The organism is Methanococcus voltae PS (assembly GCF_024807035.1).
GTDB classification, from domain to species: Archaea; AGJL01; Methanococci; order Methanococcales; family Methanococcaceae; genus Methanococcus; species Methanococcus voltae.
The window spans coordinates 262,497-288,308 of sequence record NZ_JANUCQ010000003.1; the positions used below are offsets into that span (position 1 = coordinate 262,497).

General features: G+C 27.6%; 21 protein-coding genes, 1 rRNA gene and 1 other RNA gene. 9 read left to right on the forward strand and 14 right to left on the reverse strand.

Going from position 1 to position 25,812, the window contains the following annotated elements:
- Positions 1–32: 32 nt before the first annotated feature.
- Together M2325_RS06910 and M2325_RS06915 are read right to left on the reverse strand one after the other, a co-directional pair.
- A complete protein-coding gene (locus M2325_RS06910) occupies positions 33–479 on the reverse strand; it encodes a Tfx family DNA-binding protein (protein ID WP_209591377.1) in 447 nt (148 codons plus the stop codon).
- Positions 480–723: 244 nt separating this feature from the next.
- Entirely contained in the window at positions 724–1,602 is an 879-nt protein-coding gene (locus M2325_RS06915; RefSeq protein WP_259052347.1) for an RIO1 family regulatory kinase/ATPase domain-containing protein, read from the reverse strand.
- Positions 1,603–1,968: 366 nt separating this feature from the next.
- Between M2325_RS06915 and M2325_RS06920 the strand changes: the two genes are divergently transcribed.
- Together M2325_RS06920 and truD are read left to right on the forward strand one after the other, a co-directional pair.
- The gene (locus M2325_RS06920) at positions 1,969–3,090 is read left to right on the forward strand and encodes a 3-dehydroquinate synthase II (protein ID WP_259052311.1); all 1,122 of its coding nucleotides are present in this window, start codon (positions 1,969–1,971) and stop codon (positions 3,088–3,090) included.
- A 177-nt stretch (positions 3,091–3,267) separates the two neighbouring features.
- Positions 3,268–4,485 (forward strand): tRNA pseudouridine(13) synthase TruD, encoded by a 1,218-nt coding sequence (gene truD, locus M2325_RS06925; RefSeq protein ID WP_259052314.1) that lies wholly within the window; start codon positions 3,268–3,270, stop codon positions 4,483–4,485.
- Positions 4,486–4,534: 49 nt separating this feature from the next.
- On the opposite strand, the gene argH is transcribed toward truD, so the two are convergent.
- Both argH and M2325_RS06935 read right to left on the reverse strand, forming a co-directional pair.
- Positions 4,535–5,992 carry an argininosuccinate lyase gene (gene argH / locus M2325_RS06930; RefSeq protein WP_374759690.1) on the reverse strand — a complete coding sequence of 486 codons (1,458 nt, stop codon included), beginning with the start codon at positions 5,990–5,992 and terminating at the stop codon, positions 4,535–4,537.
- A gap of 246 nt (positions 5,993–6,238) precedes the next feature.
- On the reverse strand, positions 6,239–6,682 hold the full coding sequence (locus M2325_RS06935; protein WP_259052316.1) for a CoA-binding protein: 444 nt from the start codon (positions 6,680–6,682) through the stop codon (positions 6,239–6,241).
- Between the two features lie 65 nt (positions 6,683–6,747).
- Between M2325_RS06935 and M2325_RS06940 the strand changes: the two genes are divergently transcribed.
- From M2325_RS06940 to M2325_RS06955, 4 genes are all read left to right on the forward strand, one after another.
- Positions 6,748–8,067, forward strand: a complete 1,320-nt coding sequence (locus tag M2325_RS06940; protein WP_259052318.1) for a DNA cytosine methyltransferase — start codon at positions 6,748–6,750, stop codon at positions 8,065–8,067.
- A gap of 103 nt (positions 8,068–8,170) precedes the next feature.
- On the forward strand, positions 8,171–8,602 hold the full coding sequence (locus tag M2325_RS06945; RefSeq protein ID WP_209591383.1) for a RecB-family nuclease: 432 nt from the start codon (positions 8,171–8,173) through the stop codon (positions 8,600–8,602).
- A gap of 210 nt (positions 8,603–8,812) precedes the next feature.
- Positions 8,813–9,991 carry a hypothetical protein gene (locus M2325_RS06950; RefSeq protein WP_259052321.1) on the forward strand — a complete coding sequence of 393 codons (1,179 nt, stop codon included), beginning with the start codon at positions 8,813–8,815 and terminating at the stop codon, positions 9,989–9,991.
- Between the two features lie 100 nt (positions 9,992–10,091).
- Positions 10,092–11,876 carry a DNA-directed DNA polymerase II small subunit gene (locus M2325_RS06955; RefSeq protein WP_245314907.1) on the forward strand — a complete coding sequence of 595 codons (1,785 nt, stop codon included), beginning with the start codon at positions 10,092–10,094 and terminating at the stop codon, positions 11,874–11,876.
- Positions 11,877–11,944: 68 nt separating this feature from the next.
- Here M2325_RS06955 and M2325_RS06960 read toward each other — a convergent pair whose 3' ends face one another.
- From M2325_RS06960 to M2325_RS06975, 4 genes are all read right to left on the reverse strand, one after another.
- Positions 11,945–12,709: a phosphoglycerol geranylgeranyltransferase gene (locus M2325_RS06960; RefSeq protein WP_209591385.1), complete on the reverse strand. Its 765-nt coding sequence runs from the start codon at positions 12,707–12,709 to the stop codon at positions 11,945–11,947.
- 177 nt (positions 12,710–12,886) lie between these two features.
- Positions 12,887–13,834: a hypothetical protein gene (locus M2325_RS06965; protein ID WP_209591386.1), complete on the reverse strand. Its 948-nt coding sequence runs from the start codon at positions 13,832–13,834 to the stop codon at positions 12,887–12,889.
- An 18-nt stretch (positions 13,835–13,852) separates the two neighbouring features.
- Complete coding sequence (locus tag M2325_RS06970; RefSeq protein WP_259052324.1) at positions 13,853–14,353, reverse strand: NIP7 pre-PUA domain-containing protein; 501 nt, start codon at positions 14,351–14,353, stop codon at positions 13,853–13,855.
- A gap of 195 nt (positions 14,354–14,548) precedes the next feature.
- Positions 14,549–15,637, reverse strand: coding sequence for a radical SAM protein (locus M2325_RS06975; RefSeq protein WP_259052327.1), 1,089 nt, complete (start codon positions 15,635–15,637; stop codon positions 14,549–14,551).
- A gap of 160 nt (positions 15,638–15,797) precedes the next feature.
- On the opposite strand from M2325_RS06975, the gene M2325_RS06980 reads away from it, so the two are divergent.
- The gene (locus tag M2325_RS06980; RefSeq protein WP_259052329.1) at positions 15,798–16,718 is read left to right on the forward strand and encodes a LysR family transcriptional regulator; all 921 of its coding nucleotides are present in this window, start codon (positions 15,798–15,800) and stop codon (positions 16,716–16,718) included.
- A 53-nt stretch (positions 16,719–16,771) separates the two neighbouring features.
- Here the strand turns inward: M2325_RS06980 and nikR are convergent, their stop codons facing one another.
- A complete protein-coding gene (nikR, locus tag M2325_RS06985) occupies positions 16,772–17,197 on the reverse strand; it encodes a nickel-responsive transcriptional regulator NikR (protein WP_209591390.1) in 426 nt (141 codons plus the stop codon).
- A 235-nt stretch (positions 17,198–17,432) separates the two neighbouring features.
- Here nikR and M2325_RS06990 point away from each other — a divergent pair, with 235 nt between their 5' ends.
- Positions 17,433–18,305, forward strand: coding sequence for an MJ0548 connectase family domain-containing protein (locus tag M2325_RS06990; RefSeq protein ID WP_209591391.1), 873 nt, complete (start codon positions 17,433–17,435; stop codon positions 18,303–18,305).
- Between the two features lie 11 nt (positions 18,306–18,316).
- On the opposite strand, the gene M2325_RS06995 is transcribed toward M2325_RS06990, so the two are convergent.
- Together M2325_RS06995 and M2325_RS07000 are read right to left on the reverse strand one after the other, a co-directional pair.
- Positions 18,317–18,736: a DUF192 domain-containing protein gene (locus M2325_RS06995; RefSeq protein ID WP_209631807.1), complete on the reverse strand. Its 420-nt coding sequence runs from the start codon at positions 18,734–18,736 to the stop codon at positions 18,317–18,319.
- 79 nt (positions 18,737–18,815) lie between these two features.
- The gene (locus M2325_RS07000) at positions 18,816–19,637 is read right to left on the reverse strand and encodes an SDH family Clp fold serine proteinase (RefSeq protein ID WP_259052331.1); all 822 of its coding nucleotides are present in this window, start codon (positions 19,635–19,637) and stop codon (positions 18,816–18,818) included.
- 446 nt (positions 19,638–20,083) lie between these two features.
- On the opposite strand from M2325_RS07000, the gene M2325_RS07005 reads away from it, so the two are divergent.
- Complete coding sequence (locus tag M2325_RS07005) at positions 20,084–21,205, forward strand: AAA family ATPase (RefSeq protein ID WP_209631806.1); 1,122 nt, start codon at positions 20,084–20,086, stop codon at positions 21,203–21,205.
- A 161-nt stretch (positions 21,206–21,366) separates the two neighbouring features.
- Here M2325_RS07005 and polC read toward each other — a convergent pair whose 3' ends face one another.
- The 3 genes from polC to rrf form a co-directional block, all read right to left on the reverse strand.
- The gene (gene polC / locus M2325_RS07010) at positions 21,367–24,987 is read right to left on the reverse strand and encodes a DNA polymerase II large subunit (RefSeq protein WP_259052333.1); all 3,621 of its coding nucleotides are present in this window, start codon (positions 24,985–24,987) and stop codon (positions 21,367–21,369) included.
- A gap of 214 nt (positions 24,988–25,201) precedes the next feature.
- Positions 25,202–25,431, reverse strand: an RNA gene (gene rnpB, locus M2325_RS07015) — RNase P RNA component.
- Between the two features lie 150 nt (positions 25,432–25,581).
- Positions 25,582–25,695: ribosomal RNA gene (gene rrf / locus M2325_RS07020) — 5S ribosomal RNA — on the reverse strand.
- Between the last annotated feature and the right edge of the window lie 117 nt (positions 25,696–25,812).

A 25,812-nucleotide genomic window follows, 5' to 3' on the forward strand; every position in this document is an offset into this window, starting at 1 on the left:
AGCAAATCTAAAAATAAGATTATATATTTATTTTATTTTAACATGTTATTTTCATAATCACTTGATTCTGAATCTATTGAAGTTATATAAATTTCGCCAGTTTGCATAATTGTAACAATAAAAGGTTCTTTTACAAATCTATTTCTTATGTATTTTTTAGCATTTTGATTGATAAACTCCATAATTTCCAGAGAAGTATATCTCACATGAATCTCATCTTCATCAGACTTTGAAAATACTATTTTAGGTATCTCAAAAACGTCAGTACCTTCAGGTATTACAATTCTAGAAGGTGCTATTATATCACTGTAAATACTAAGCGTATTCCTTGCTTTTTCGACATTTTCTTTAGCCCTCTTTTCAATCATGCTAATATTAGCCCTACTAGTCCCCATCTTTTTTGCTATTTCGTCTTGTGTATGCCCCTTTTTACGCAAATCTAAAACTTTTACTTGTACTTCTGTTAAAAATGACTCCATATTACCACTTATTCCCTATTTCTCGATATATCAAATAATTTTATTATAAGTTTTTAAGCCCATATATGTTAAATTAATAGCCATCAATTTTAAAAACATAAATATATATATATCACTGTAATTATTTAAATGTTAACTATTTTTAATTACCATAATTATTATTAGAATATAGAATTACCAACTGAAAATATTTTTTGAAGTAAAATAAAATAAAATAAAAGAAAAAATAAAATTTTTTAAGTAATTAATTAATAATATAATTATATAAAGTATCCAAATCTTTATTAAGTCCATATTTTTTGAAATAACGTAATAAATTACCAATATCTCTTTTTAAATAATATTCTACGTCATACTCTACATCTTTAGAAGAAATCTTTTCTATTTTAAACTTATTATCGTTTATTTCGATAACCTGGGGCCAATCAATTATTACAAAATCTCCGTCGCTATTAATTAATATATTAAATTCACTTAAATCTCCATGAATATAACCCAATTTATACGCTTTCTTAACTTCTTCAATTATTTCCTCAAATAATTCTTCAGGATTTAAATCTAATCTATGTAAATTAGCTTTTTTTAAATCAGTACCTTCCATTTTACCCATTAAAATTGTATGCCTGTTATTAGCAATAGGCTCAGGTACTTTTACTATAGGGTATAATGCAGTTAATACTTCAAACTCTTTTTCAGCAGATAGTCTAGAAGAATAAAGCCAACTCATATGCCTTTTATCTGCAAGATAATTTCTATAACGTTTGCCCATTGTAAAGCAAGTTCTACCGTGTTTATGGAATTTTAGAACTGCATTTCTATTATCTGGTAATAATACATTATATACGTCACCTTCTTTTCCGACACCTACTTTACCACCCATGCCGACTATCAAATCTTTTTTAGAATAAGTATCAATAGCCAAGGCATCGTAACCCCAATGTGATATCCTATAACCATATTGCGATGAATTTAACATCTTTATGTGAATCAGTCTTGAAATACGGTAGGAAACTTCATTTTGATTCAATTTAGCCTTTTTAACAATTTCTTTAATTGGCACCCATTCGTGATTTTTTAAACATATTTCAACTATCCTTAATATTCGCCAATCCAAATCTTCCATATCCTTAATGTAAATCAATAATTTATCGATAATTTACACCTCAAAAAACTTTTAAAATAATAAATCCTACTTTATCCCTAAACAGACATTATTTTGGATTTTTTTATAAAATTTAGTAATAAATTAATAAGAAAGTAATGAAAAATTACAAATTCCTTACATCTAATTTTGTGATAATATTTAATAACAAATAGTATTGTTTGATATATATACTATTATGAAAACTTAGATTTATTAATTAAGATTAATGGTTATATATTTAATATATGAGTATATAAAATAATTAAGTAATTTTAATTAATTAACCTAAAAAGTAAAAATAATATTAAAATTAACTAAAATCTATAGAAATAATTAGGTGATATTATGGCAAAATTTGGATTTATTTATACATTTAACAGTGAATGGGAAGAAATTAAAGAAACAGTCAAAGATTCATTAGAAAGCTCCATAGATTCTGTAATAATACCCCGAATAACTGATGAACAACTAACTATGATAAAAAAGCTTGGAAAAATTAATATAATATCTAAAAACTCTAATTCAGATATGCTACTACTCGATAACGAGGATATATCTGAAAAAATAGACGAAAATATAGAACTGCTTTCAAACTTAAAAAAAGAAAATAGTAAAAAAATAGCTGTATTAATCAAAATAATGTCAAAAAATGATGAAATAATGGCTTCAGAATTGAGTAAATCTGGTTTAATAGACTATGTCATATTGGAGGGTAAAGACTGGAATATAATTCCTTTAGAAAATTTAATAGCAGATTTATTTAATACAAAAATAGAAATAGTTTCTTTGGTTAAAAACCTTAAAGATGCCGAAGTAGCTTACGAAATTTTAGAAAAAGGTGTTGATGGCGTAGCTTTGATGTCAGAAGATATTAACGAAATAAAAAAATTCTCAGAATTAATTGTAACATTTAACTCACCTAAATTAAAGATGGATATTGCAACAATAAAAAAAGTTGAACCTGTTGGTAGTGGAGACCGAGTTTGTATAGATACTTGTTCAATGTTAAATATAGGCGAAGGTATGTTAATTGGTTCATACTCAAAAGCGTTATTTTTAGTACACGCCGAGAGTGTCGAAAATCAATATGTGGCCACCAGACCCTTCCGAGTTAATGCAGGTCCAGTTCATGCTTATGTACTATGCCCTAATAATAAAACAAAATACCTTAGCGACCTAAAAGCTGGAGACAAGGTTCTTGCCGTAAGTTCGAAAGGTGAAACGAGAGAAGTTATAGTTGGAAGGGTAAAAATTGAAAAAAGACCCCTCTATCTCATAGAAGCAGAATACAAGGGAGAAATAATAAGAACTATATTGCAAAATGCAGAAACTATAAGGCTAGTAAGTGAAAAAGGAAAGGATATCTCCGTTTTAGATTTAAAAGAAGGAGACAAAATCATTGTAAAAACTGAAGATAAAGCAAGACATTTTGGAATGTCGATTGAAGAAACGATTATTGAAAAATAATAAATATTATGAAATATAAAATAACTAAAAATTTAAAATAAAATAGGATATTTTTATTCTTAATTTATTCTCAATTTATTTTTGTATTATTTTTAACTATTTTTTTAAGTGATTAATCATATGTTAAAATAAAAGAAATAATACTATCTAAAATTACGTATAATTATAAGTGATATCATGAAATTAAGACAAAAACCAGAAGATTTTAAAGTTCAGGAAGTATTAGACCTAGAGAATATATTAACTGATGAAAACTCTTCGGAAAAAAATTACAAAATATATGAGTTATGCAAAAAAAATATGGAAAACTTAAAAGCAATCTCATATATCTCAAAATCTCAAGAAATACCTTTAAAAGAAATCGGATATTGTGGTTTAAAAGATAGACACGCTATTACAAAACAATACATCTCGATACCTGCAGAATATGAAATAGATATTAAAGAAGATAATTTAAAATTAAATTTTATAGGCTATTCCTCCGATAAATTAACAATAGGGGATTTAATAGGTAATCATTTTGAAATAACTATAAGAAATATAGATAGAGACTATTTCTTAGAGATAGCCGACAACATTAGAAATTTAGAATATGGTGTGCCAAACTATTTTGATAATCAGCGATTTGGAAGCGTTTTTCAGGGAAAATTTATTGTAGAATATATGTTGAAAAATAATTTTGAAGAAATATTCAAAATATTGTTAACAAAATATGGAAAAAGTGAAAATAAAAAAATAAAGGATTTGAAAAGATATATTGACAAAAACTGGAATAATTGGGATAAATGTTATCAATATGTAATTAAAAACGATATTAAATCTAAAATGTACGTAAATATTCTAAAAAAGCTTAAAAATACGGGAGAATATAGGGAAGCTTATAAATATGTTGATATTAGACTTAATGACCTTTTTATAGCAGCTTACCAAAGTTACCTATGGAACGAGTGTTTAAAAGAATACCTAAAAGAAGTATTAGATAAGGAAAATAGGACATATATTGATTATGATTGTGGCTCGTTATTGTATTACTCAAAAATAGACGAATCGTTATTTGAAGAATTAAGAAATAAAGAAATGCCATTATTATATGATAAATTAGATAAAAATTTATCTGAAATCGATGAAAAATTTGTAAATGCAATAAATATGGTTTTAAAAAGAAATAAACTTAAATTTAAAGATTTTTCAGATGATAATTTAATTAAAGGCAAATTTAGAAATTTCAATAGACCGATTTTAAATATTCCTGAAAATGTAAAATATGGAAAATTTAAAGCTGACGAATTAAATAAAGGAAAATACAAAATTACATTAGAATTCAATCTAAAAAAAGGTGCTTATGCCACAGGAATTATTAAGGGTGTATTCAATAGCGTTAAATATAGGCAATAGTGTAAAAAAATAATATACAATAAAAAAAATAAAAAAATATGAAAGTTAATTACAATTTGTAATTAATTAATTTAAATTCCACATTTTCTATATTAGAATACTTTTCAGACACTATTTTTTCATAAGAATCCATTTTTAAATTAAAGTGACCTACAGCTCTTTCAAGTTCCTTAGGTGCAGGACCGCCCATTACTTTTCTAAGCTTTACGTTTTCCATAGGATTTAAAGCTTTTTTAATAGATTCCTCACTCAAATTTAATCCATATTTATTTAATGTTTCAGTTATGATGCTAGATATTGGAACATTTTTTTCAATTGAATCTCTTACTAGTTCCCCTACAATACCATGTGCCATTCTAAATGCAATATCGCACTCCCTAACTAAAGTATCAGCCAATTCTGTAGCAGTGGAATAATTTTCAGTAGCCAATTTCTCCATTTTTTCAGCATTAACTTTTAAGGTTGAAACCATTCCTTCAACCATGTGTAATGTATCAAGAATTGTTTCGGTTACTTTCCAAAGGTGAGGGCTTATTTCCTGCAAATCTCGATTATAAGTATTTGGCAATGCCTTTAATATTGTCAATACAGTTACTAATTCCCCATTTAAGGTTGAAAGTTTTGCCCTTGAAATTTCTGCTACGTCAGGGTTCTTTTTTTGTGGCATTATTGAAGATGTAGAGGTATATTCATTTGCTATTTCAATTGTTCCAAATTCGCATGATGAAAATACGATTAATTCTTCACATATTTTACTTAAATTAGTTCCTAACATAGATATGTCAAACATTGTTTCTGCTATAAAGTCCCTTGAAGAAACGCCATCCATTGAATTATTAATTATATCATCAAAGCCTAGTAAATCTTTTGTTTTGATTCTGTCTATATTAAATCCAGTAGTTGCCATTGCTCCGGAACCTAAAGGACATACATTTACACGATTATAAGTATCCAAAAACCTTGAAATATCTCGTTCAATCGCTGAAACGTGGCTAAGCATTTGATGTCCGAACGTAACCGGTTGTGCTTGTTGTAAGTGAGTATAGCCTACAGAGAGAGTATGTTTATTACTTTCAGCTACTTTTAAAAGACTTTTATTTAATTTTAATATCATTGCAACTATTTCAAGAATCTTTTTTCTCAAGGCCAATCTTAAATCAGTTGCAACTTCGTCGTTTCTACTCCTACCGGTGTGCATTCTACCTGCAATATCTTCCCCTACTTTCTTAATTAATTCATTTTCAATAACCATGTGTATGTCATCGAGAGAAGGGTCCAAATCCAAGTTTTGCATACCTTTGGATAATATGTTCTTTAATTCCTCAACTATTATTGCACCATGTTCCTTGGAAATAATATCTTGCTGAGTCAACATTATCGTGTGTGCAATATCACAATATATATCGCTTTCAAAGATTTCTTTATCAAATTCTAAGCTTGTAGTGTATTTCATTACATCTTCATTTACATTACTTCCAAGCCTTCCTCTTCTAAGTATATTTTTCACACATATCACCGCATATGATAATAATCTAGACATATCTTAAATTATAAATAATATATTAATTACTAGATTATCTTATAAATTTAAATTTTAATTGATGTATAGACTATATAACATCTTAATTATATAGTTATTTTTTAAAAAATTCCAATTTGATAAATTACATGGCAATTATAACTTATTTCAAAAATATTGAATAATGAATTTATTTAAAAATAATATTATATCTTAATGCAAAAATATACTAAATTACATATTTTTTAATCTTAAATCAGTTGCCAATACTCCAATACATTTTTCTTTTACGATACTATGATTATTTCTCAACATTAAATCTATTGCATTTCCACTATCTGTACCTGGTTGCATCCAAAATACTCCAAAATCTCCATAATCGATAGCTTTTTTAGCTTCTTCTACCATATATATTGGATTCCTAAATACGCAAACTATATCCAAATAGCCTATCTCATCTTTCAGGCGCTCCAAAGATGAATATATGACATAATTCTCAAATTTCTGACCTTCATATTTTGGATTTACTAGATATAAATCATAACCTAAATCAACCATAACTTTTGTAATTCGATTACTTACTCTTCGCTCATTTAATGAAACCCCTACAATAGCTATTTTCTTCGCATTCCGCAAAACATCGTAACTTTCAGATAAAGTTAATTCCTTCGCTTTCATATTATTCACCCCTATCTTAAAATATGTAAATACCATATTATATTTATTATGTATAAGGTGAAATTATGATTTCAAAAAGTGGTTTGGAAGATACATCCAAGAGTAGTGGTAAAGTCGAACCTATTAAAGATAACGGCAATAATAATAAAAATATTGAAAAAAATCATTTTAAATTTGTTGATTTATTTTGTGGTTGCGGAGGATTCTCCAGAGGTTTTGTAGAAGAAGGATTTAAACCATTGGTGGCAGTTGAAATTGAGGAAAATCCCGTTAGTTCATATGCCCTGAATTTTAATGGAAAAATATACGAAAGAATTTGTAAAAATGGAAAATACGAATATATATTAAAAGAAAACTATTTTCAACTTGAAAATTTTATGTCAAGGGAAGAAATAGAGTTATTTAAAAAAATAAATAATTATAATAACTTAAATCCTGTCATAATAAATGAAGATATTAGAGAAATTCATGCAATAGATATTTTAAATTTTATAGATAACAAAACCATAGATGATAGTAACAATACACTTAAAAACAATGAAATAAAGATTGATTTATTAATTGGTGGCCCCCCTTGTGAAGGATACACTGGTGCAAATCCAAAAAGATTTAAAAATCCATATGATAGATTATATAGTGACGAATTAGGAAGATTAGTTTTAGAATACATTAGATTAGTGGGAGACTTAAAACCTAAAGTTTTTGTGATGGAAAACGTACCTGGAATGCTTAATTGGCAATTATGGGAATGTATAGAACAGGAATTTGCGAAAGTAGGCTATGAAGAAATATATTTCCATGTTTTCAATGCTGAAAACTTTGGAAATCCCTCAGCTAGAAAAAGGATAATCGTTTCAAATATACATTTAAATCCAGAATGGTCTGAAAATAAGGTTATTGTGAGAGATATATTAGAAGATGAGTATCTTTTTACACCAAATAAAAATATTAATACTAATACTGGTATCAATATCAACAATTTCGATGAAAATCATGATTCAAAAATTAATGAAAAAACCTCTTTAAATTTAAATAAAGAACAATCTCCATTACCCGAAAGAATTTCAAAAAAATTAAAAGACACAAAAGTAGGGTCTGGAGCAGTTAAATTTAGGGCTTCGAAAGGTAGTTTAGAGAATTACATATTAATCGATGAAAACGACATATCCGATACCGTTATGGGTCAACGTAGGTTTATTCATCCAAATAAACAGCGTCTATTGACGGTTCGTGAACAAGCCCGTCTAATGGGATATCCCGATTATCATATATTAGCAGGAGGTTTAACATCTACTTACAACCAAGTTGGTGAAAGTGTACCCCCTACGTTATCAAAAGCCATTGCAAAAGAAGTATATATATACTTAAAAAGCTTAGAAGATTAAAAATAAAGGATAAATTATAAAATAATTATATATTATTAATAAATTCTTATTAATAAATTCTTACTAATAATTTCTTATTAAGATAAATTTCAAAGGTGATAAAATGTACGTTGCATTACATAACTCATTTAGCTCAAAACAAGTTGAAGAATTTGCGAAAGTCGTTTTTGGTATGGGATTAAACACCATAATATTTACAAAAGCTTCAAGTTCCGCTGCTCAGAATGGAGTACCAATAGTTCAAAAAATGGCAATCAAGAACAATAAAAATTTAATGTATTTAGAAGGTTTAGAAGATGCAATTGAGTTATTAAACCCTGAAAAAGTTATAATGATAACCAATAGTGGTGTAAGTAAAGAAAAGCTTAATTTTGAAGAAATAGGGGAAAAAGATTTAATTGTATTTTGTGGAAGTAATTCAGGATTCAGCCTAAAGGAAATAGAAGCTACTAAAGGTAGTCCTAAACATATCTTGGACGTGAATATTGGTCCTATTGGGGAAGCCTCAATATTATTGTATAATACATTAAAATAATACCCTATTGCAAGATACAGATAATATAAAATATTTTTCTATTATTTTTTAATAAATTATTGATTAATTTAAACTAAAAGAGTATTGAATAATTTAAAATACTTTAAGATACTATTTATTATTAATTTACAAATTAAGTAATGTATATTATATAGGGTTAAAATTAGTAAAATTTAAAAAGCTACAAAAATAAAAATTACAAGTGATTTGATGTTTTTAGATAAATTAAAAGAAGTTTCAAACTTAAATCTAATTGAAGAATTAGAAAAAAATGAAAATAAAAAGCTTATTCATTACCGACTTAAATCACTTTTTGAAAATAATGAAGAATATAAAAAAAATATTGAAAACCTAGTTGACTTAAATAACGACACTTACTACGAATATATTAAAAGATTTTACAATATAAACCCTTATGATTGCTCAAAAGATATTTTAATAAATTATTTAATTTTAATTATGATATCTTATAGTAAATACAATAACTACTACGTTAAAAAAATTTCCGAAGAGTTAGCAAAAAGGGAATTTAAACCCAAAATATCAGGTTTGGGGCACAAAATAGACATTTGGACGTTTATTAAAATAGCAAGTAATTCACATAATAACGATTTGCATTTGGAACGTATGGATTTATCAAATGAAGAAGGTAAAGTTTATATCTACCTGCCTGAAGATATCTACCAAACATACCTCTATGAGAAAATAAGGTTAGAAATGAAGGAAGCAGTTCAAAAAATAAAATCCAAAAAAATTTCCGAAGAGTTAAAAATATTCTTTAAAGAGTATATAGAATTAGCTTTAGAAGATGTTAAAATAGTATTTAATACAGATACAGGTATTAAAATAAACTATGAAGGATTTAATGGAATTATTCCTGAAGAATGGCATCCTCCATGTATACGAGAGCTTTTAAATGATATATTAACAGGAGGCTCCCCATCCCATTATGCAAGACGTAGTTTTGTAGTCTACTGGTTTGTATCTCAAATGAATCCTAACGTAAGACCACTAGAAGATGGCGAAATTTGCAATAAAAATGCCACAGATATTGCAGGTGAGGAAGATATCGAGAAATTTATGGATGACTTAATAGCAATGTTTAGTACTGTTGGTGACTTCGACACTCAAAAAACTAGATATTATATTAGCCATAATATAGGCTATAAAGTTACTGACCACATTACACATTGCGAATACTGTAAAAATTGGAAGATTGATGGGGGCAAAGGACTTAATTATTATTGTAGACCCGATTCAATCTGTAATCTTAAAGGAATTACTCATCCATTAGATTATCTTTGTTATAATATAAATAAACATTCTAATAATAAAAATACATCTGATGAAAAAAGCAACGTAAATAATAATGTAAAACTTAAAAAGTAAAACTTAAGAATTCTATTAAGATAAAATAATTGAGAATAATTGAGAATAATTGAGAATTTAAAAATTAAAAGCTAAAATAATTACTAAAATGGGGCTAAGTATGGATATAATTAAATTATTACTAGATTTAGAGATTTTAGTTTCACCGTCTTGTTATAATCGTCTAAAAAGTTTTAAAGAAGTAGATTTGGAAAATTTAATATCAAAAATATCCAAATTCAAAAATTCAAAAAAAGATTTTATATTACTGGATAATCATTTTATGGACTTATTTTTAAAAAATGACGTCAATGACATAATATCAGAATATAGTAATTTTGATTTTTTAAAATATTATATGGGTTCTAAAACAAATATTGAATTTAAAAGTTCAAAAACGAATTTAGATGAAAAATTATCAAAAGAATATAATATTATAGATTTAGAAATAAAAAACGAAAAAATTCAGGACAAATCAACTAAAAAAATTGAAGAAACTAAAAAACAAATAATCGTAGAAGAAGAAAAATCAGAAGCAGAAATTCAAAGAGATTTAAAATTAGCAAATCGATTAGAAAGATTTGAAAAAATTAAATCAATAAGAAAAAGCGTAAATTCTTCGTTTAAATTTGATTCAAAAGATATTGAAACTCAAGTTAAAGTATATAAAGATACCGACGTAACTGGAAATTCAACCTGTGAAGGTACTTTGGATGATTTTATAACATATTTTAGAGATAGGTATGAAACTTTAAAGACAATTATTGAAAGGAAATATCAAAAAAAGGCATATCCATTAACTAAAGCATACACAAAAAAGAATGAAAAAATCTTTTTAGTAGGAATTATCTCCGATGTTAATGTCACCAAAAATGGACACAAAATGGTTGAAATTGAAGACCAAAAAGGTGACTTTAAAGTCCTAATAATGAAAAATAAAATTGATAATAAGGAGATATATGGAGACATCTTGCTCGATGAAATTATGGGTTTTGAAGGCACCGTTAGTAACGATGGTAGGTTAATGTTTGTGGATAAAACCTATAGGCCGGACGTAGATGTTAAACCTACAAAAAAAATTGATGAAGAAATATATACTGCATTCTTATCTGATGTTCACGTGGGTAGCCATGAATTTATGGCAAAAACTTTTGAAAAATTTGTAAGATTCCTCAATGGAGATGTGGGAAATTCCAAAGAACAAAATATAGCTAGTAAATTAAAATATGTAAGTATTGCAGGAGATTTAGTAGATGGTGTGGGGATATATCCAGGTCAAGAAGAAGATTTATACGAAGTGGATATTATTTCACAGTATGAAGAAGTAGCAAATTATTTAGCACAAGTTCCAGAACATATTCATTTTGTAATATGCCCGGGTAACCACGACGCATTAAGACCTGCAGAGCCTCAACCTACTTTTAGTAAGGAAGTAAGAGAGTTATTCCCAAAAGAAAACGTTACTTTCGTTTCAAATCCTTGCTCTGTAAATGTACATGGATTAGATTTCCTATTGTACCACGGTAGAAGTTTTGATGATGTAATAGGACAAATTTCAGAGGCTCAATATACAAATCCTTGTTCCATTATGAAAGAATTGTTAAAAAGAAGACATTTGTGTCCTACATATGGTGGTAGATGCCCAATAGCCCCTGAAATAAAAGACTACTTAATTATTGATAAAAAGCCTGATGTATTCCATACTGGGCACATTCATATCAATGGTTGTGGTAACTACAAGGGCGTAGTTATGGTAAACAGCGGTACATTCCAAGAACAAACCTCTTTCCAGAAAAAAATGGGAATTGCACCGACACCTGCTATTGTACCAATCATGGATATGTCAAATATGGGTAATGTAGTGTATGAATGGAATAAAGGTGAAGTAAATTCAAAATTAGTTTAAAATAATATAATAAAAAATAGTAAAAATAAAATTTAAATTAATAAAATATAATTAATAAACCTAGATAATTAGAGTTTATTTAATTTTTCTAATTTTTTTAAACCTGCTTTTTTAATAGCGTTTCTCATTTCTTTTACCGCTTCGGGATTTTCTTCAGTTAAAGTTCCTGTAACAATTACATCCGCACCATAAATTACCTTTTCGAAAGCTGTTTCAGGGTTTCTGATTCCCCCGCCTACAATTATGTTTATATCTGCTAAATGCTTTGCAGTAGCAATTGCTTTGTTATCGATTGGGAATTTTGCACCACTTCCTGCCTCTAGGTAAGCCCACCTCATACCAAAGTATGACGCAGATAAACAATACATTGCAGCTATTTCTGGTTTTGCACTAGGTATCACATTTACTTCACCTACGTAACCTACTGCAGTATTCTGAATCGGCTCTACTCCTATGTATGCCATAGGTATTGGCTCGATACCTTCTTTTTTAATTTTAATACAGCCTAAAGTAGGCGCAGTTATTGCCCAGTAGGTATTTTTAGAGTTCATAAGTGTCATATAGAAGAGTGCATCAGCTTCTTTCGTGATTCCATCTACATTTCCAGGGAATAATATCGTTGGAAGATTCGTTATTTCTTTTATATCTTTAGTAATATCATCTAAATTACATATTCCAATACTACCTCCGATTATTATAACATCTGCATAATCTTTAACCTTTTCAGCTATTTCAGCGTAGTTCTTCTCGTCAGGGTCGATTAAAACCGCATATGCAGCTCCTTCTTTTTTAATTACATCATTTAAATACGATTCTACATTTCCAATTTTCATAATATCTACCGCAAAACTCTATGATTATAATAATAATGATAATTATAAAATATTTAAAAATATACTCTTTAAAATTAGTAAGTAATAAAAATGCTAAAGAAATAAAATATAATATATAAAAGATAAAAGATAAAAGATAAAATAATGTAAAATTAAAATTTAGCTAAAAAATATTAGTTAAATTAATTCTACAAGCATCTTATCTATCTCTTCAATAGTTTCTAAATCATTTTTATCATCTGCAATTTTTCTAAGTTTCCCTATCACTTGCAAATTTTTACCAATTAATAATTTATATTCTTTACAATATTCAAAAATAATCCGATATTTATTTTCAATCAGTGAACTATCGTATTCTAATAACTCATAGTAAATCAAACCTTTTAAAACGTTGATTTCAGAAAATAAATATATGGGATGTATCCATATGACCACCTTATTATTTTCAATTATTGTTTCATTCTTTATATGTTCTAAATCATTGAATAAATCCAAATATAATTCTAATTCTCCAATACCTGCTGTTTCAGAAATGATATTTAGCAATTCTTCACATTTAACGTCAAAAGATTTTAATAAATCGTCCAATTGGGTAGAGTCTAAGTCCTTCCACCTTAAAACTCTTTCGAAATGTTCTGCGCTAATATTATTAAAATTCTTATGCAAAACAGTATATTTATCATCTTTTTTAAACCGATAATTCTTAGATTTTTTTGAAGATAGATATATGGTGACATAACCATTCTCCAAATTTCTTAAATCTATGTTTTTAAGTTTATAAGACCTATTTTGAAAATAAACATCCAAAATATCTTTTTCAGAGTCATTATCATCATTTTTGCATTTAGCACTATTTAATGTTATTCTGTCATTTTTCAAGTATTCATTCAAATATAGTTCATCCAGGTCTGAAATACTTAATATCCTATGCAATCGCCCATCAGCATCCGTTAAACTAAATCCTTTAAATTCGATTTCATAATTTTCTGCCAATAAAATATCTTTCGTATATTCATCGACTATGTTTATTATGTCTTTAAGTATTTTAGAAGTCATTTTGGAGAATTTAATAATATTATCATTGTTTTCTACTGCTTTTTTATTTAAATTAGCCATTTTTTCCATATTATCCCTAATGTAGTATTATCCACCATTTCGTAAATACCATCCCTTATCCATCAAATTAACTAGTAATTCACCATTATAATTACCCATACCTATTAATTCCCTAGTCTTATTAAAAACTATTAGCTTACCTTCGCCGTTTATTTCTTCAAAAGATGATTCAAAAGCATCTTTTGCGTAAAGAAACATTTCTTCTCCTTTTCCATTTAAAACTACATAATTTTTAGTAACGTATTTTGAAATTAAATTTAAACACTCTACAGATGGAGAAAATTTTTCTTTGTCATTTTTGATTATCAAAACGCCCAAATTAAGTCCCATACTTGTTATTTTATAGGAAAGTTCATTTTCAAACATATTTTTTAAAATATCGTCACTTACATATTGTAATCTTTTTAAATCAGTCCCTACAACCAATACATTGTCAAAAGGTAAAGTTTCTACGCTTTTACCAATATATCTTGAAAGTAGATTTTTAACTGTTCTTATTTCTTCATTACTTATTTTCCTACATTTCATATTTTCCCAAATTTGTTTAATAACTATAGTATAGTACTATACTCATATATTAAATAATTGATTATAATATACTATATTTAAAACTATAAAAAATCGTAAAAATAAACTTATTATATAATATCAAATATAGACTAGATTTAAAAAATTAATAAATTTTATTATATTTTTAATATAATATATTATAATTCTATGCTTTTAAAGATATTTCATAGCATTTTTAGTAGTTTTTTTAACGTAACTATCTATTTTATTAGCTATATTTACATCCATATCTTTTAAAACTGCCAAATTCTTTTCAGAAATTTCTAAGTTTTTATTTATACGATAGGATTCATTGGGAATATTTTTAACATAAGGGCTATTTAAAAGCTCTTTTTTAGAATTTAAAACATCCACATCAGAAAAGCTCCCCAAAAGTTCCCTACCTGTAGAATTTATTTCATTTTCGACAGTTTTACCATATTTTGTTCCATATATACTAAATAATGGGAACTTAGTAATTATGTTGGAACCTGCCATAACTAATGGCCCAATATTTGGTAACTTATCAACCCATGTACCAGAGATTATCTTTAATTTAGGATAATTCAACCTAACCTGAGAAACCCAATTCATATAATTTAACGTGGTTGTTGAAGTTTTATGTTCAAAGATTGTATCTTTTTGAGGATTTAATGAGTAAAATGTTATCCTATTTAAATCCAATTCTTCAATCATTTGTAGTAATTTCTCAATATCGTCTTCAGTTTCGCCCATTCCCAATATTATAGTAATACCTGTTTTCAAGTCATAATCTTTAGCTTTTAAAAGCATTTCTTTCGTATTTTCTAAGGGTTTTCCAGGACATACTTTTTGATGTAATTCTGGATTTACAGTCTCTACAGCTCCGACAATACCCTCTACATTATTTAAATTAAGTTTTTCAAAGTCGATTATTCCTAAATTTAAATATTGCTTACAACCTTGAATATGAGCTATCATTTCTATCATATCGTTTAATTCTTCAATTTTATAGCCATAACCACCAGATATGAACTCTAATTTCCAACCTATTCTTTTCATTATTGAAGCTTCAGCAAGGATTGTTTCCAATTTTCTTCTTGCTTTCAACGGTTCTTTAATCTTATCTTTTTGAGTAGACATATAGCAAAATTTACAAGGATTTTCTAATTCACAATACCATCCTAAGAATAAGGCACGTTCTAAGCCAACATAATTTCCATGATATTTCTCAGTTATTTTATAAGCCTTAATCGAATTTTCAAAAATATCTATTGAATTCATACAATCACCATTATGATATTATAATTAAATACTTTAAAATTTATTTAATAAGGTATAAAAAATAAAATATGTAAATATTATATAAATATTATATTGTTAATCTATTTCAAAATTTAAAATTTAATATATCAATGTACAAATTTTAAAAGTCGGCGGTAAGATGGAAGAAAAGGCACGAGTAAATTATAAAAAGTCATCAAATTCAGATAATTTAAAAGATACTAAATTATCTCCCGTCATACAACTTAAATATTATAATCAAATAATTACTAACAATCAATTACAGATTTTAAAACTTTTAAAATTACATAAATCGCAACATAAAGTAGCAGAATTATTAAAAACTCCTGTTTCTTCAATAAACATTCAAATGAAAAGATTAGAATCTAAATTAAATTTAAAATTGCTGGATTCATCCCCTTCAGGAAGTACGTTATCAAAAGAAGCAGAGGATATTGTATCATACTATAAATCATTAGATAAAAGGATTTTAGAAAAACCTTTTGTAGCCTGTGGTTTTATTAGTGGAGAAATTGGAAAATTACTATTTGAAGATATATTAATTTCTTCCTTTGAAAACATATTAAGATTATATAATTCGGGTTTAACCAAAGTAGTTGGCATAGATGACCCCTATTGGAGTTACAGATTGGAAGGAGAGCCCTTCCCCATTGCAAAAGATTATTATGTAATGGTTCACAATTCGAAAATCAACGATAGGTTTGATTACAAAAATATGATTGGAATTCACCATTCTGCTCATCGTATTGTTTGGAAAACATTAAAGCAACAGCAAATTAATTTTAAAATAACCAAAGTAGTTAAAAATCCATTTTATGCTATTGATTTATTAGATGAAGGCTATAGTTTATTTTTAAACCATAGTTTATTACGCTATTTAAAAAAAGAGCATGTTGTAGAAATTCCAAAGTATTATGAAAAGACTTATTATTCGGTTAATTTTATGAATACTTTAAAAATTTCTAACGATGTTGATTCAAATTTCGAAAAAGAATTTGAAGAATTAATATATAAAAAAGAAAAAGAAATTAAAAATGCAGGTTTTGAACTAATAATTTAAATAATAGTCTAACCAATTACATGAATAATAAAGTTTAACGAGGGATTAAGTGATTACTGTGGTATACTACCCCCAGGAACCATAACAGTTAATTTTACCTGTTTAACACCTTTTTGAGATGTTAATTTATCAGTTAATTCTTTTATTTCTTTAGCATCTCCCCTAACAATAATTACTTCCATACAATGGTCATGGTCCATATGTATGTGCATAGTAGCCACAATTATCTTTGAATAATCGTGTTGAATCGTGGTTAATTTTTCCATTACGTCAGTGGAATGATGGTCATATACCACATTTATAGTACCAGACCTTTCACCATGTAAACTTCTTATCCATTTATGCTTTATGATATATTCTCTGATTGAATCCCTTATAGCTTCACTTCTACTTGCATAGCCCCTTTCAAGTATTATTTCGTCAAATTCTTCAAGAAGATTCTTAGGCAATGAAATGCTAATTCTATCCATGTCTACCATATATATCCCTCTTAAATAACTAAATTTTTAGATATTGTATTATTTGATAATATAATAATAATAGTATTTAATATTTATTATTTATTATTATATATTATGTATTATCAGAATAACATAAGATAATACTTTAATATTATAAAATAGTATGTAAATCAATAAAGTAATTATTAAAGCGTTAAAACAAAACTAGTAAATATCATATAAAATAGCATTAAAATATACCCCTGGTGATATTATGAGCGTTATTATTGGATATTATGGAAATAATGGTTCTGCAATTGCAGGCGATAAGAGAAATATCTTATTTAGAGGTTCCGAAGAAAATAGAGAGAAATTAGAATCGCTACTATATGAAGGAAAATTAAAAAATGACGAAGAGTTAAAAGAAAAAGCTTTAGAATATGATGTAAATGTACATATTACAGACGCCCAAGATAAAGTAAAAAAATTAGATGGTTGCCTAATGGGTGAAGTTAAAATTATAAGTAATCAATCCAAAAGGAAAAGAATGTATCTATCAAAAAATAGTTGCGCACTTGTTAAAATAATAGATGATAAAATTACCGAAAAGGAGTTAAAAAAAGGTTCTGGAATCATAATTTTTGGAAATAAACATTTAAAAAGTCTAGTTCAGGTTGAATTACAAAAAAATGTAAATATTATAAAATCAGGGGATATTTTAAAAATTGAAAAACTCTTTAAAAATATACTATCAAATATAGATGCCCCTTCTTCAAGTAATGATATTGATTCGTATTCAAATTTCAATTATGTAAATTTAGAAAAAGTTATCATGAAAGATTTAGATAAATTGGTAGATTATAGAAATGATTTGAAAAACCAAATAATTAAAGTACAAAAATTAATGCTTATTGAGAAAAAAATAGCCACGCAAGGAGAAATAGGTTATATCGAAAATGGAAAATTAAAACTATATGATAAATATCTTGCAATAGATAGAATTTGTGAAAATCCTACTCTATATTACCAAATAGATATATCAGGCGATGTAAAAGATGGCGATATTATTATAATAGATGATAATAACCTAAAAGTAAAAAATAAAGATGTTATTGTTTCAGTTGATAAAATAATCTGTAATAAGTAAATTTAAAATAATTATTTAATAAAGCTTGCGTCTTTAAATTCTATCATCATATTTGAATATTCCTTAGATTGATAAGTACTCCAAGGTTTCAAATGTGTAAAATCAACCACCTTACCATCATTTAAAAATATTATATATATTGGATATTTCATAAAATAAGTGTGTACATGTATCTTTCTAAACATGTATTTAAAAATTAACGCTTCGTTGTGCATTATGTCTTTAAACATTAATCCACGCGCCCTATCTATAAATTTATCTGCATATAAAACTTTAAAATTTCTACCATTTATTTTTAAAATCTTATTATCTTTTCCAATATCTTCGTTTAAATTATCCAATATTGTAACTTTTGGAAATTCTCTTCTAATAACGTTATTACTTAAATTTTCGTAGTAGTTCTCTTCAAAATCTTTATTCACATTGCTCATAAAAAAATACCTTTGTATTAATTTTTTAGATTTAAGATACAATATTTATATGGTGAAATATGTAAATCACCATATTATATTATTTAGTATTTAATAGTTTAGATATTGATTTGACAAGACTTTCACTTGATTTTTTAGACTCTTTATTTGAACCATATGGTGCCGGTATATATTGAACAGAAGGTCTTTGATTTGACGATTGCTGATATAAATCAAATAAATCATAGATTTCAGCAGGAACTTTTGTATTTATAGCCACACCCAAATTTTGCAACTTTTCAATATATAATGGATAATCATGAGTCCATTTTCCAGTTGCCAATATTTCGGAAAGTTGTTTGGCTTTTTCTAATCCAACTTTATTTTTCAAAATATGGCAAACGTAATCTTTAACTTGATTTATAGCTTTTTTGGAGATATCCGCCAATATTAAGGTTTCATCATCTATTTCCGAAATATATTTTTTATCTAGAACACTCAGTATGGAAGCCGCAGGATATTGACCAATCTGAGGGTCAACAGGACCCATTACTGAATTTTTGTCCATTATAATTTCGTCAGCAGCCAATGCAATAAGGCTACCGCCACTCATAGCATAGTGTGGTATAATAACAGTTGTTTTAGCCTTATGTTCCATCAAAGCAGATGCTATTTGCTCACTTGCAAGAACCAACCCTCCTGGAGTGTGCAATATTAAGTCTATAGGCATATCCTCTGGTGTTAAACGTATAGCTCTTAAAACTTCCTCACTATCTTCAATACTTATAAATTTATAAAGGGGTAATCCAAACAATGCAAGTTGCTCTTGCCTGTGTATCATTACAATTACTCTAGAACCCCTACTAACTTCGAGTTGCTTTATTTTATTATATCTTTGTAATAATCGATATTTAAATATCATTTGTGGATAAATGAATAAAAATATAAAAAATACCCATATTAAAATTGAATTATCAAACATTGTCCCAATCTCACTTGCAAGTAGTTTAAATATTAAATTGAATATTTAAAACGAATAAATAATCTATTAAATTTATAATTTAATTTGTAAATAGTATTAATTCTATAATGATGAGTCAACAAATTATAATTTAACAAATTATAATATATGTTATTGTAATATTAATAATTTTATTTCTAATTTTAAATCATAAATAAATTATCAATTTATTAGTATAATATACTATTCAATACAAAACAATACAAAAAACAATATACAAATTAGCCAATCTATATATAATAGAGTAAATATAATAAATAGTTCAAGGTTAAGATTTATTAAAATTTATCCAAAATTTAAATAATAAGCTAAAATTTAAAATTACCAACCTCTAATGAGGTGTATTTATGAAAAATATAACATTTAACAGTATTAAAGTAAAATCAAACCCTCAAAAAATTGTTGAACCATCAGAAAATAATATAGGTATTAAATACGTTATTTTAGAACCTGTTGGATTCCCAATTAAAATAAATGGGGAAAATATTAAAGTTACAGTAGATGATGGTAAATTATTTAATCATTATGCCAGAGACCAATGGGAAAATGAAATAATTAAAGAAGGGGACTACTTATTCGACAATAATATTATTCCAGATTATGCATTTAAAATTCTATCAGTATACCCCAAAGATGGCGAAATTACAACAAAAGAAACTATATATAAATTAAACACGCCTATTCAAAACGAAATTAAAAATGTTAAAAAAACGTATTTCGAAGAAATTATAGGACAAAATCAAGCTAAAAATAAATGCAAAATAATAATGAAATATTTGGAAAACCCTGAAATATTTGGAGAATGGTCTCCAAAAAACATATTATTCTATGGTCCGCCAGGCACTGGAAAAACCATGTTAGCGAGAGCGTTAGCATCTCAAACAGAAAGTAATTTAAAATTGATAAAGGCTACAGAGTTAATTGGAGAACATGTGGGAGATAGTTCCAAGGTTATAAAAAGATTATATGAGGAAGCTGCGACAAACAAACCGTGTATTATCTTTATTGATGAAATAGATGCTATAGCGTTAAGTAGGAATTACCAATCATTAAGAGGCGATGTATCCGAAGTTGTAAACGCTTTATTAACTGAATTAGATGGCATTCATGAAAATGAAGGGGTAATAACCATTGCAGCTACAAATAATCCAGATATGCTTGATTTAGCCGTTAGGAGCCGATTTGAGGAAGAAATATTATTTAAAATACCTGATGAAAAAGAACGATTGGAAATATTAAAAACATACTCTAAAAAATTACCTATAAAAGTTAAAGTGGATTTCAAAAAATACATTAAAAAAACAGAAGGTATGAACGGAAGAGTATTAAAAGAAAAATTATTAAAGCCATTATTACATAAAGCCATTATTGAAGATTTGGATGAAATTTCGGAAAAAGAATTTGAAGAAATATTAAATAGGCTAACTAATCAAAATACTAAAAATATCCCATCAGACTTGTATTCTTAAACTTAAAATACTTTTATTTTTTTAAATTTTAAATCTTAATTTTAATAATGTATAAATTAAAAATAAATATGAAATTATATTATATTATATTATAGTATATTATATATTATTTTAAAAATAATTAATTAATTGATAAAAAATAATAAAAAAATAAATTTGAATTATTTAAAGAAATCATCTATTCTAAATTGTTTATTCCTTTCATTTACAAATAAACTATCGATTCCTTCTCGAATTAATTCTAATCTCTGTTTTATATAGTCACTTGCCTCATATTTTTCGGCCATTGATTGGGAAACATCCATATATTTCTCAACCGCGCCTTTTGAAACAGTTAATATCAGTTTACTATTACATTTTTTACAGGTTCCTTTTAATGGCATTCTCCTATATTTTGCCCCGCACTTACAACGTACACCTTGCCTTGAAAAAGCTCTTAAATTACCTATTAAATCAGGTACGAAGTGTGTCTGAATAACCTTTTCTGCCACATCTCGCTCATCGGTTGCCCTAATTCGTTTACCTATTTCAAGCTGAGCAGTTGTTTTTTCGAACATTGACCCTAAGGTCTTATATGAACATATTAAAGGACCTTCGTCTACCCTTGTAGTTTCATGAGTATAACCTAAGCCCTCATATTGTTTTTCAGTACCTAATCTATCGTCAACCGTTTCGATTAACTCTTTTACTTCTTTAGGTGTTGGCATATCTATAGATTTCTCGTAAAATTCCAAAGGATATTCCCATATTGTGTCTAAGTTGTGAACTTCACCATCTACTTCTTTAGGATCTAGTAATGTTGTTAATACTAATGGTGCATCCATCTGCCCGCCTCTTTTATCAGGTAAAAATTTTTTTGAGAAGTTCAAAAAGGCATCCAGCAATAAGAAGAAAGCGTCTTCATCACCATCACAATTTCTTCTTTTTGACGCATGGAAATAAGGGTGTGCATAACCAACATTTGCTACACTATAACCCACAATACGTCCAACCATTCCTGCAGAAGTATGGGGTGCCATACCAATTATTAGCTGTCCTGCCAATTCATCAGCTTTTGAAATGTTATAATATCTATCTACACCATAATATTTTTCCAATAAATCATCAACGAAGTTAGATACATTTACGAAATAAGTCATACAACTTTTAGGAACGATTACATCCTGAACCTTAAGTTCTAAAACTTGCTCATCGTCTATTAATTCATTGCCATGAATGTCATAAGAATAACCCAACTCTAGCAATTTTTTAACCGAGGTATGTACTTCTGAAGGCTTAAAATGTGTTATTGGTACATCAGTACAATCAAATCTCGTAGTGCCATCCTTAAACACATATACGTCGTTTGAAGCTCTTAATATGGCTTTCTCTAAAGGTTCTATTAACTTATCTTTAGAAGTCATACCTTTAATACATTTTACATCACCAGCTTTATTTAGCGATAAATTAGATAATGCAATTTTCCAGTAGTCCTTTAAAGGTAATCTAACATTTGAAGTTCTTTTTAAAGGAACTTCTGAGCCACATTTTGGACATTTTCTATAAGCACTTAAAAATCTACAATTAGGGCATGTAGCAACGGATATATCTAAATCATCGTTTGCATTATTCTCTATTGCATTGTTTATAAGTCTTACCATACCCCCGGAGTTACCAATCGGGAATAAACCATTTACTGGTGGTTTCATTTTTCTAGAGGCTGCCTTTTCAGGTCTACCCATCCTTGCACCCACATAAACGTAGCAATTTCTTTTTATGGCTATTTTTGACAGTGAATTTACTAAATGCATTGAATTCAGTATTCTTGGTAAATTCAAGTTATCATCTAAATCATCTATTGATTTTTTATCTTTTGAATCATCTAATTTTGAAATTTCTTCCAAAATGTTTAAATTTTCTGTATAATACGGATTATTGTTTAACAAATCATAATTGCCATCTGTTTTAACTATTTCAAAACCTAAAGATTCTAAAACAGTCTCATATTCAAATAATACCAAATATTTATCGTTGTTTTCATGATGCAATAAATGAGGTATCCCGATTAATTCGAGTAACCTCTTACAGTATTTTTGATATTCATTGATATCATCATATTTTAAAACATAAAATTGCTCTAAATTCCAATTTGTATTATAAAAGTCCAAATACTGCTCATTTTCAAATAATTTTGAAATAGGAGAATTTGATGATTCTATATCATTAAAACTTAATAATTTACCTTTTGAAATAAAATAAATAAGTTTTAATATATCTTCTTTTGAAACATCATGCCAATGATATGTAAATTCAGGATGTAATGGAGTATTAGTTTTTTTAGCAAATTCAACAGCTTCTAAAGGAGTTGGATTATTGAAATCTTTAAAAAATGTGTCATATTCAATTTCTTTAGATTTCAATATTTTTTCATACCATTCGATACACCAACTACTAGGCAATATATTATGATTATTTTCTAAAAAATCACCGTAATTTACCAATATATCGCCTAAAAATAATATCTCTGAAACTTCTTTTAATTCCAAATTATATTTTTTAGCCAAAATTGGTGATTTTACTTTGAAAACACTTCCTGAGGATAACCTTACGATTGGTGCGTCTATTCCATCTACGGGCACTACACAAGTGGCTTTACCAGGTCTTTCTGTTTTTAATTGAGTACCGATTGCCATGAATTCATCAGATAAATACATGGTTGAAGGGTGAAATCCATCTGTAGCAAAACCAGTGTTTCTACTTCTACCATATCTTAATCTAAAACCACCAACTGCTGAAGGGTGTGCAAAAACGGGTCTTCCTGCAATTACATCTCCAATATATTTAGTAATAGCATCGATTTTTACATCTGCATATTCTGACCCAAAATCTTCATTTTCAATGTTATCGACATCTTCCTCTCCAATAGTATCTTCGCCTGATTTTTTACTTTTAAGGTCTTTTAACCATTCCCATCCTTGAATGTTTAATTTATCTACGTGTCTTAAAATTTTAGGGGCTTTTAATAGCACACCTTCAACTAAAGCCAATAAAGCTCCACCCCTTATTTGGTTAGTTTCTACACGTTCTAAATCTCTGTGACCGCTTATATCCACAGGGTCTGTTGCTTCCCCCGTAATTTCCACAGATATATTTTTAACTGCAATTCTTATCTCTTCAGGTTTTGGAGAATACTGGAAATTACCAACTTCGGACTGGTGAAGTTCTACTTCTTCTACATAACGCTCTACTTCATCATCTATAGGTTTGTAAATATCTAAACTCATGTTTTTTCTAACATAATCTCCAACCAATACGGCCAAAGCTTGCGCTGTTCCTCCAGCACTTCTAATCGGCCCTGCAAAATATATTGCTAAATATTCAGTATTATCAAAATTCTTTTTGATTTTTACACCTGCAATACCTTCTAAAGGTGCAGCTACTATACCCTCTGTGATTACAGCTAACGCTGTCCTTACAGCTTGTTCTGCCAAAGCGTCTCGCGGGCTTTCAGCATCTTTAAACTCGCCAAATTTACCTTCTACTATTTCTTTGGCAATTTCTAAAGAAGCTGGCTCCTTACCATGTTTGGAGACTAAATCTCTAATCCTTTGAGATACTCCACTTGGTCCAACTATACCTTCAACCCGGTCTGCCATATCTTTTGCTAAAGGTATCTCTACTTCGTTAAATACATCCAAATTTTTAGAACGACATGATTTTGCGACGTCATAAGTATCCATTACATCTTTCAATATATTCTCAAAATAATTTTTCATGTCTTCTGATGTTTTTACATGTAACATATTAAAGGCTCACCACAAATTTAACTTAAATTATATTCTAAATCATAAATTTTATAATAAAAAAATACGATTGTATAAAAAAATTAGTATAAATTTTTAATATAATTATACAATATGTAGTAAAATTATATATAGATATATCATTTACAAAAATAATTTACAAAATAGTTAAATAAATAAAAAAGGTTCCAAATAAATTTAAATAAAAAAAGAAGCATGAAAACTATAGCCTGCCTTCTGTAGTTTAAGCGACATTTAGCTAAGCGCTAATGCTTGCACCCGTGTAAAATGAATTGGTTTCACCAGTGTTTTTAAAACTCCTCAAAAATCATCGTCATTGTTTTAAAACTGTATCCTTTCTATAATTCATTCGTTTCTTCTCAGAAACCTACACTTAGGGGTGGGCAGAGCTTCCTCCTATTGGATAGTCGCTAGTTTACTTGCTCCCATATCTATATGACTATAGCATATGTAAAATACATTAGTCAATAAAACTATAAAAATATATTGATTCTGCTTTTCTACTCACATGTAGTATATTAGCTACATATAGTGTTAGAAAACTCGAATTAATTAAATTAGATAAAAAAAAGTGACTAACAGCGTCATCTTGTTCCCACCGTATGGCAGTACTTAAGAAATCGCTGGAGGGCTTAATTTCCGAGATCGGAATGGGATCGGATGTACACCTCCGCTATGACCGTTATGTCAAGAAAATATGTGACACAAACTCTCATATCTTTAAGTGTCCAGAATATCTTTTATCACTTGAACTATTAGTATTAGCGGGCTTAATGCCTCGGAAAACCTTGACACTTACACCCC

Coding starts and splice junctions, on each gene's coding strand:
- M2325_RS07000 (WP_259052331.1), bottom strand. CDS start 19,637: ATGATATTTAAATATCGATTATTACAAAGATATAATAAAATAAAGCAA.
- M2325_RS06955 (WP_245314907.1), top strand. CDS start 10,092: ATGGATATAATTAAATTATTACTAGATTTAGAGATTTTAGTTTCACCG.
- truD (WP_259052314.1), top strand. CDS start 3,268: ATGAAATTAAGACAAAAACCAGAAGATTTTAAAGTTCAGGAAGTATTA.
- M2325_RS06960 (WP_209591385.1), bottom strand. CDS start 12,709: ATGAAAATTGGAAATGTAGAATCGTATTTAAATGATGTAATTAAAAAA.
- M2325_RS06975 (WP_259052327.1), bottom strand. CDS start 15,637: ATGAATTCAATAGATATTTTTGAAAATTCGATTAAGGCTTATAAAATA.
- polC (WP_259052333.1), bottom strand. CDS start 24,987: ATGTTACATGTAAAAACATCAGAAGACATGAAAAATTATTTTGAGAAT.
- M2325_RS06970 (WP_259052324.1), bottom strand. CDS start 14,353: ATGAAATGTAGGAAAATAAGTAATGAAGAAATAAGAACAGTTAAAAAT.
- M2325_RS06990 (WP_209591391.1), top strand. CDS start 17,433: ATGAGCGTTATTATTGGATATTATGGAAATAATGGTTCTGCAATTGCA.
- M2325_RS06920 (WP_259052311.1), top strand. CDS start 1,969: ATGGCAAAATTTGGATTTATTTATACATTTAACAGTGAATGGGAAGAA.
- M2325_RS07005 (WP_209631806.1), top strand. CDS start 20,084: ATGAAAAATATAACATTTAACAGTATTAAAGTAAAATCAAACCCTCAA.
- M2325_RS06910 (WP_209591377.1), bottom strand. CDS start 479: ATGGAGTCATTTTTAACAGAAGTACAAGTAAAAGTTTTAGATTTGCGT.
- M2325_RS06950 (WP_259052321.1), top strand. CDS start 8,813: ATGTTTTTAGATAAATTAAAAGAAGTTTCAAACTTAAATCTAATTGAA.
- M2325_RS06965 (WP_209591386.1), bottom strand. CDS start 13,834: ATGGAAAAAATGGCTAATTTAAATAAAAAAGCAGTAGAAAACAATGAT.
- M2325_RS06915 (WP_259052347.1), bottom strand. CDS start 1,602: ATGGAAGATTTGGATTGGCGAATATTAAGGATAGTTGAAATATGTTTA.
- M2325_RS06980 (WP_259052329.1), top strand. CDS start 15,798: ATGGAAGAAAAGGCACGAGTAAATTATAAAAAGTCATCAAATTCAGAT.
- M2325_RS06935 (WP_259052316.1), bottom strand. CDS start 6,682: ATGAAAGCGAAGGAATTAACTTTATCTGAAAGTTACGATGTTTTGCGG.
- M2325_RS06940 (WP_259052318.1), top strand. CDS start 6,748: ATGATTTCAAAAAGTGGTTTGGAAGATACATCCAAGAGTAGTGGTAAA.
- nikR (WP_209591390.1), bottom strand. CDS start 17,197: ATGGTAGACATGGATAGAATTAGCATTTCATTGCCTAAGAATCTTCTT.
- M2325_RS06995 (WP_209631807.1), bottom strand. CDS start 18,736: ATGAGCAATGTGAATAAAGATTTTGAAGAGAACTACTACGAAAATTTA.
- M2325_RS06945 (WP_209591383.1), top strand. CDS start 8,171: ATGTACGTTGCATTACATAACTCATTTAGCTCAAAACAAGTTGAAGAA.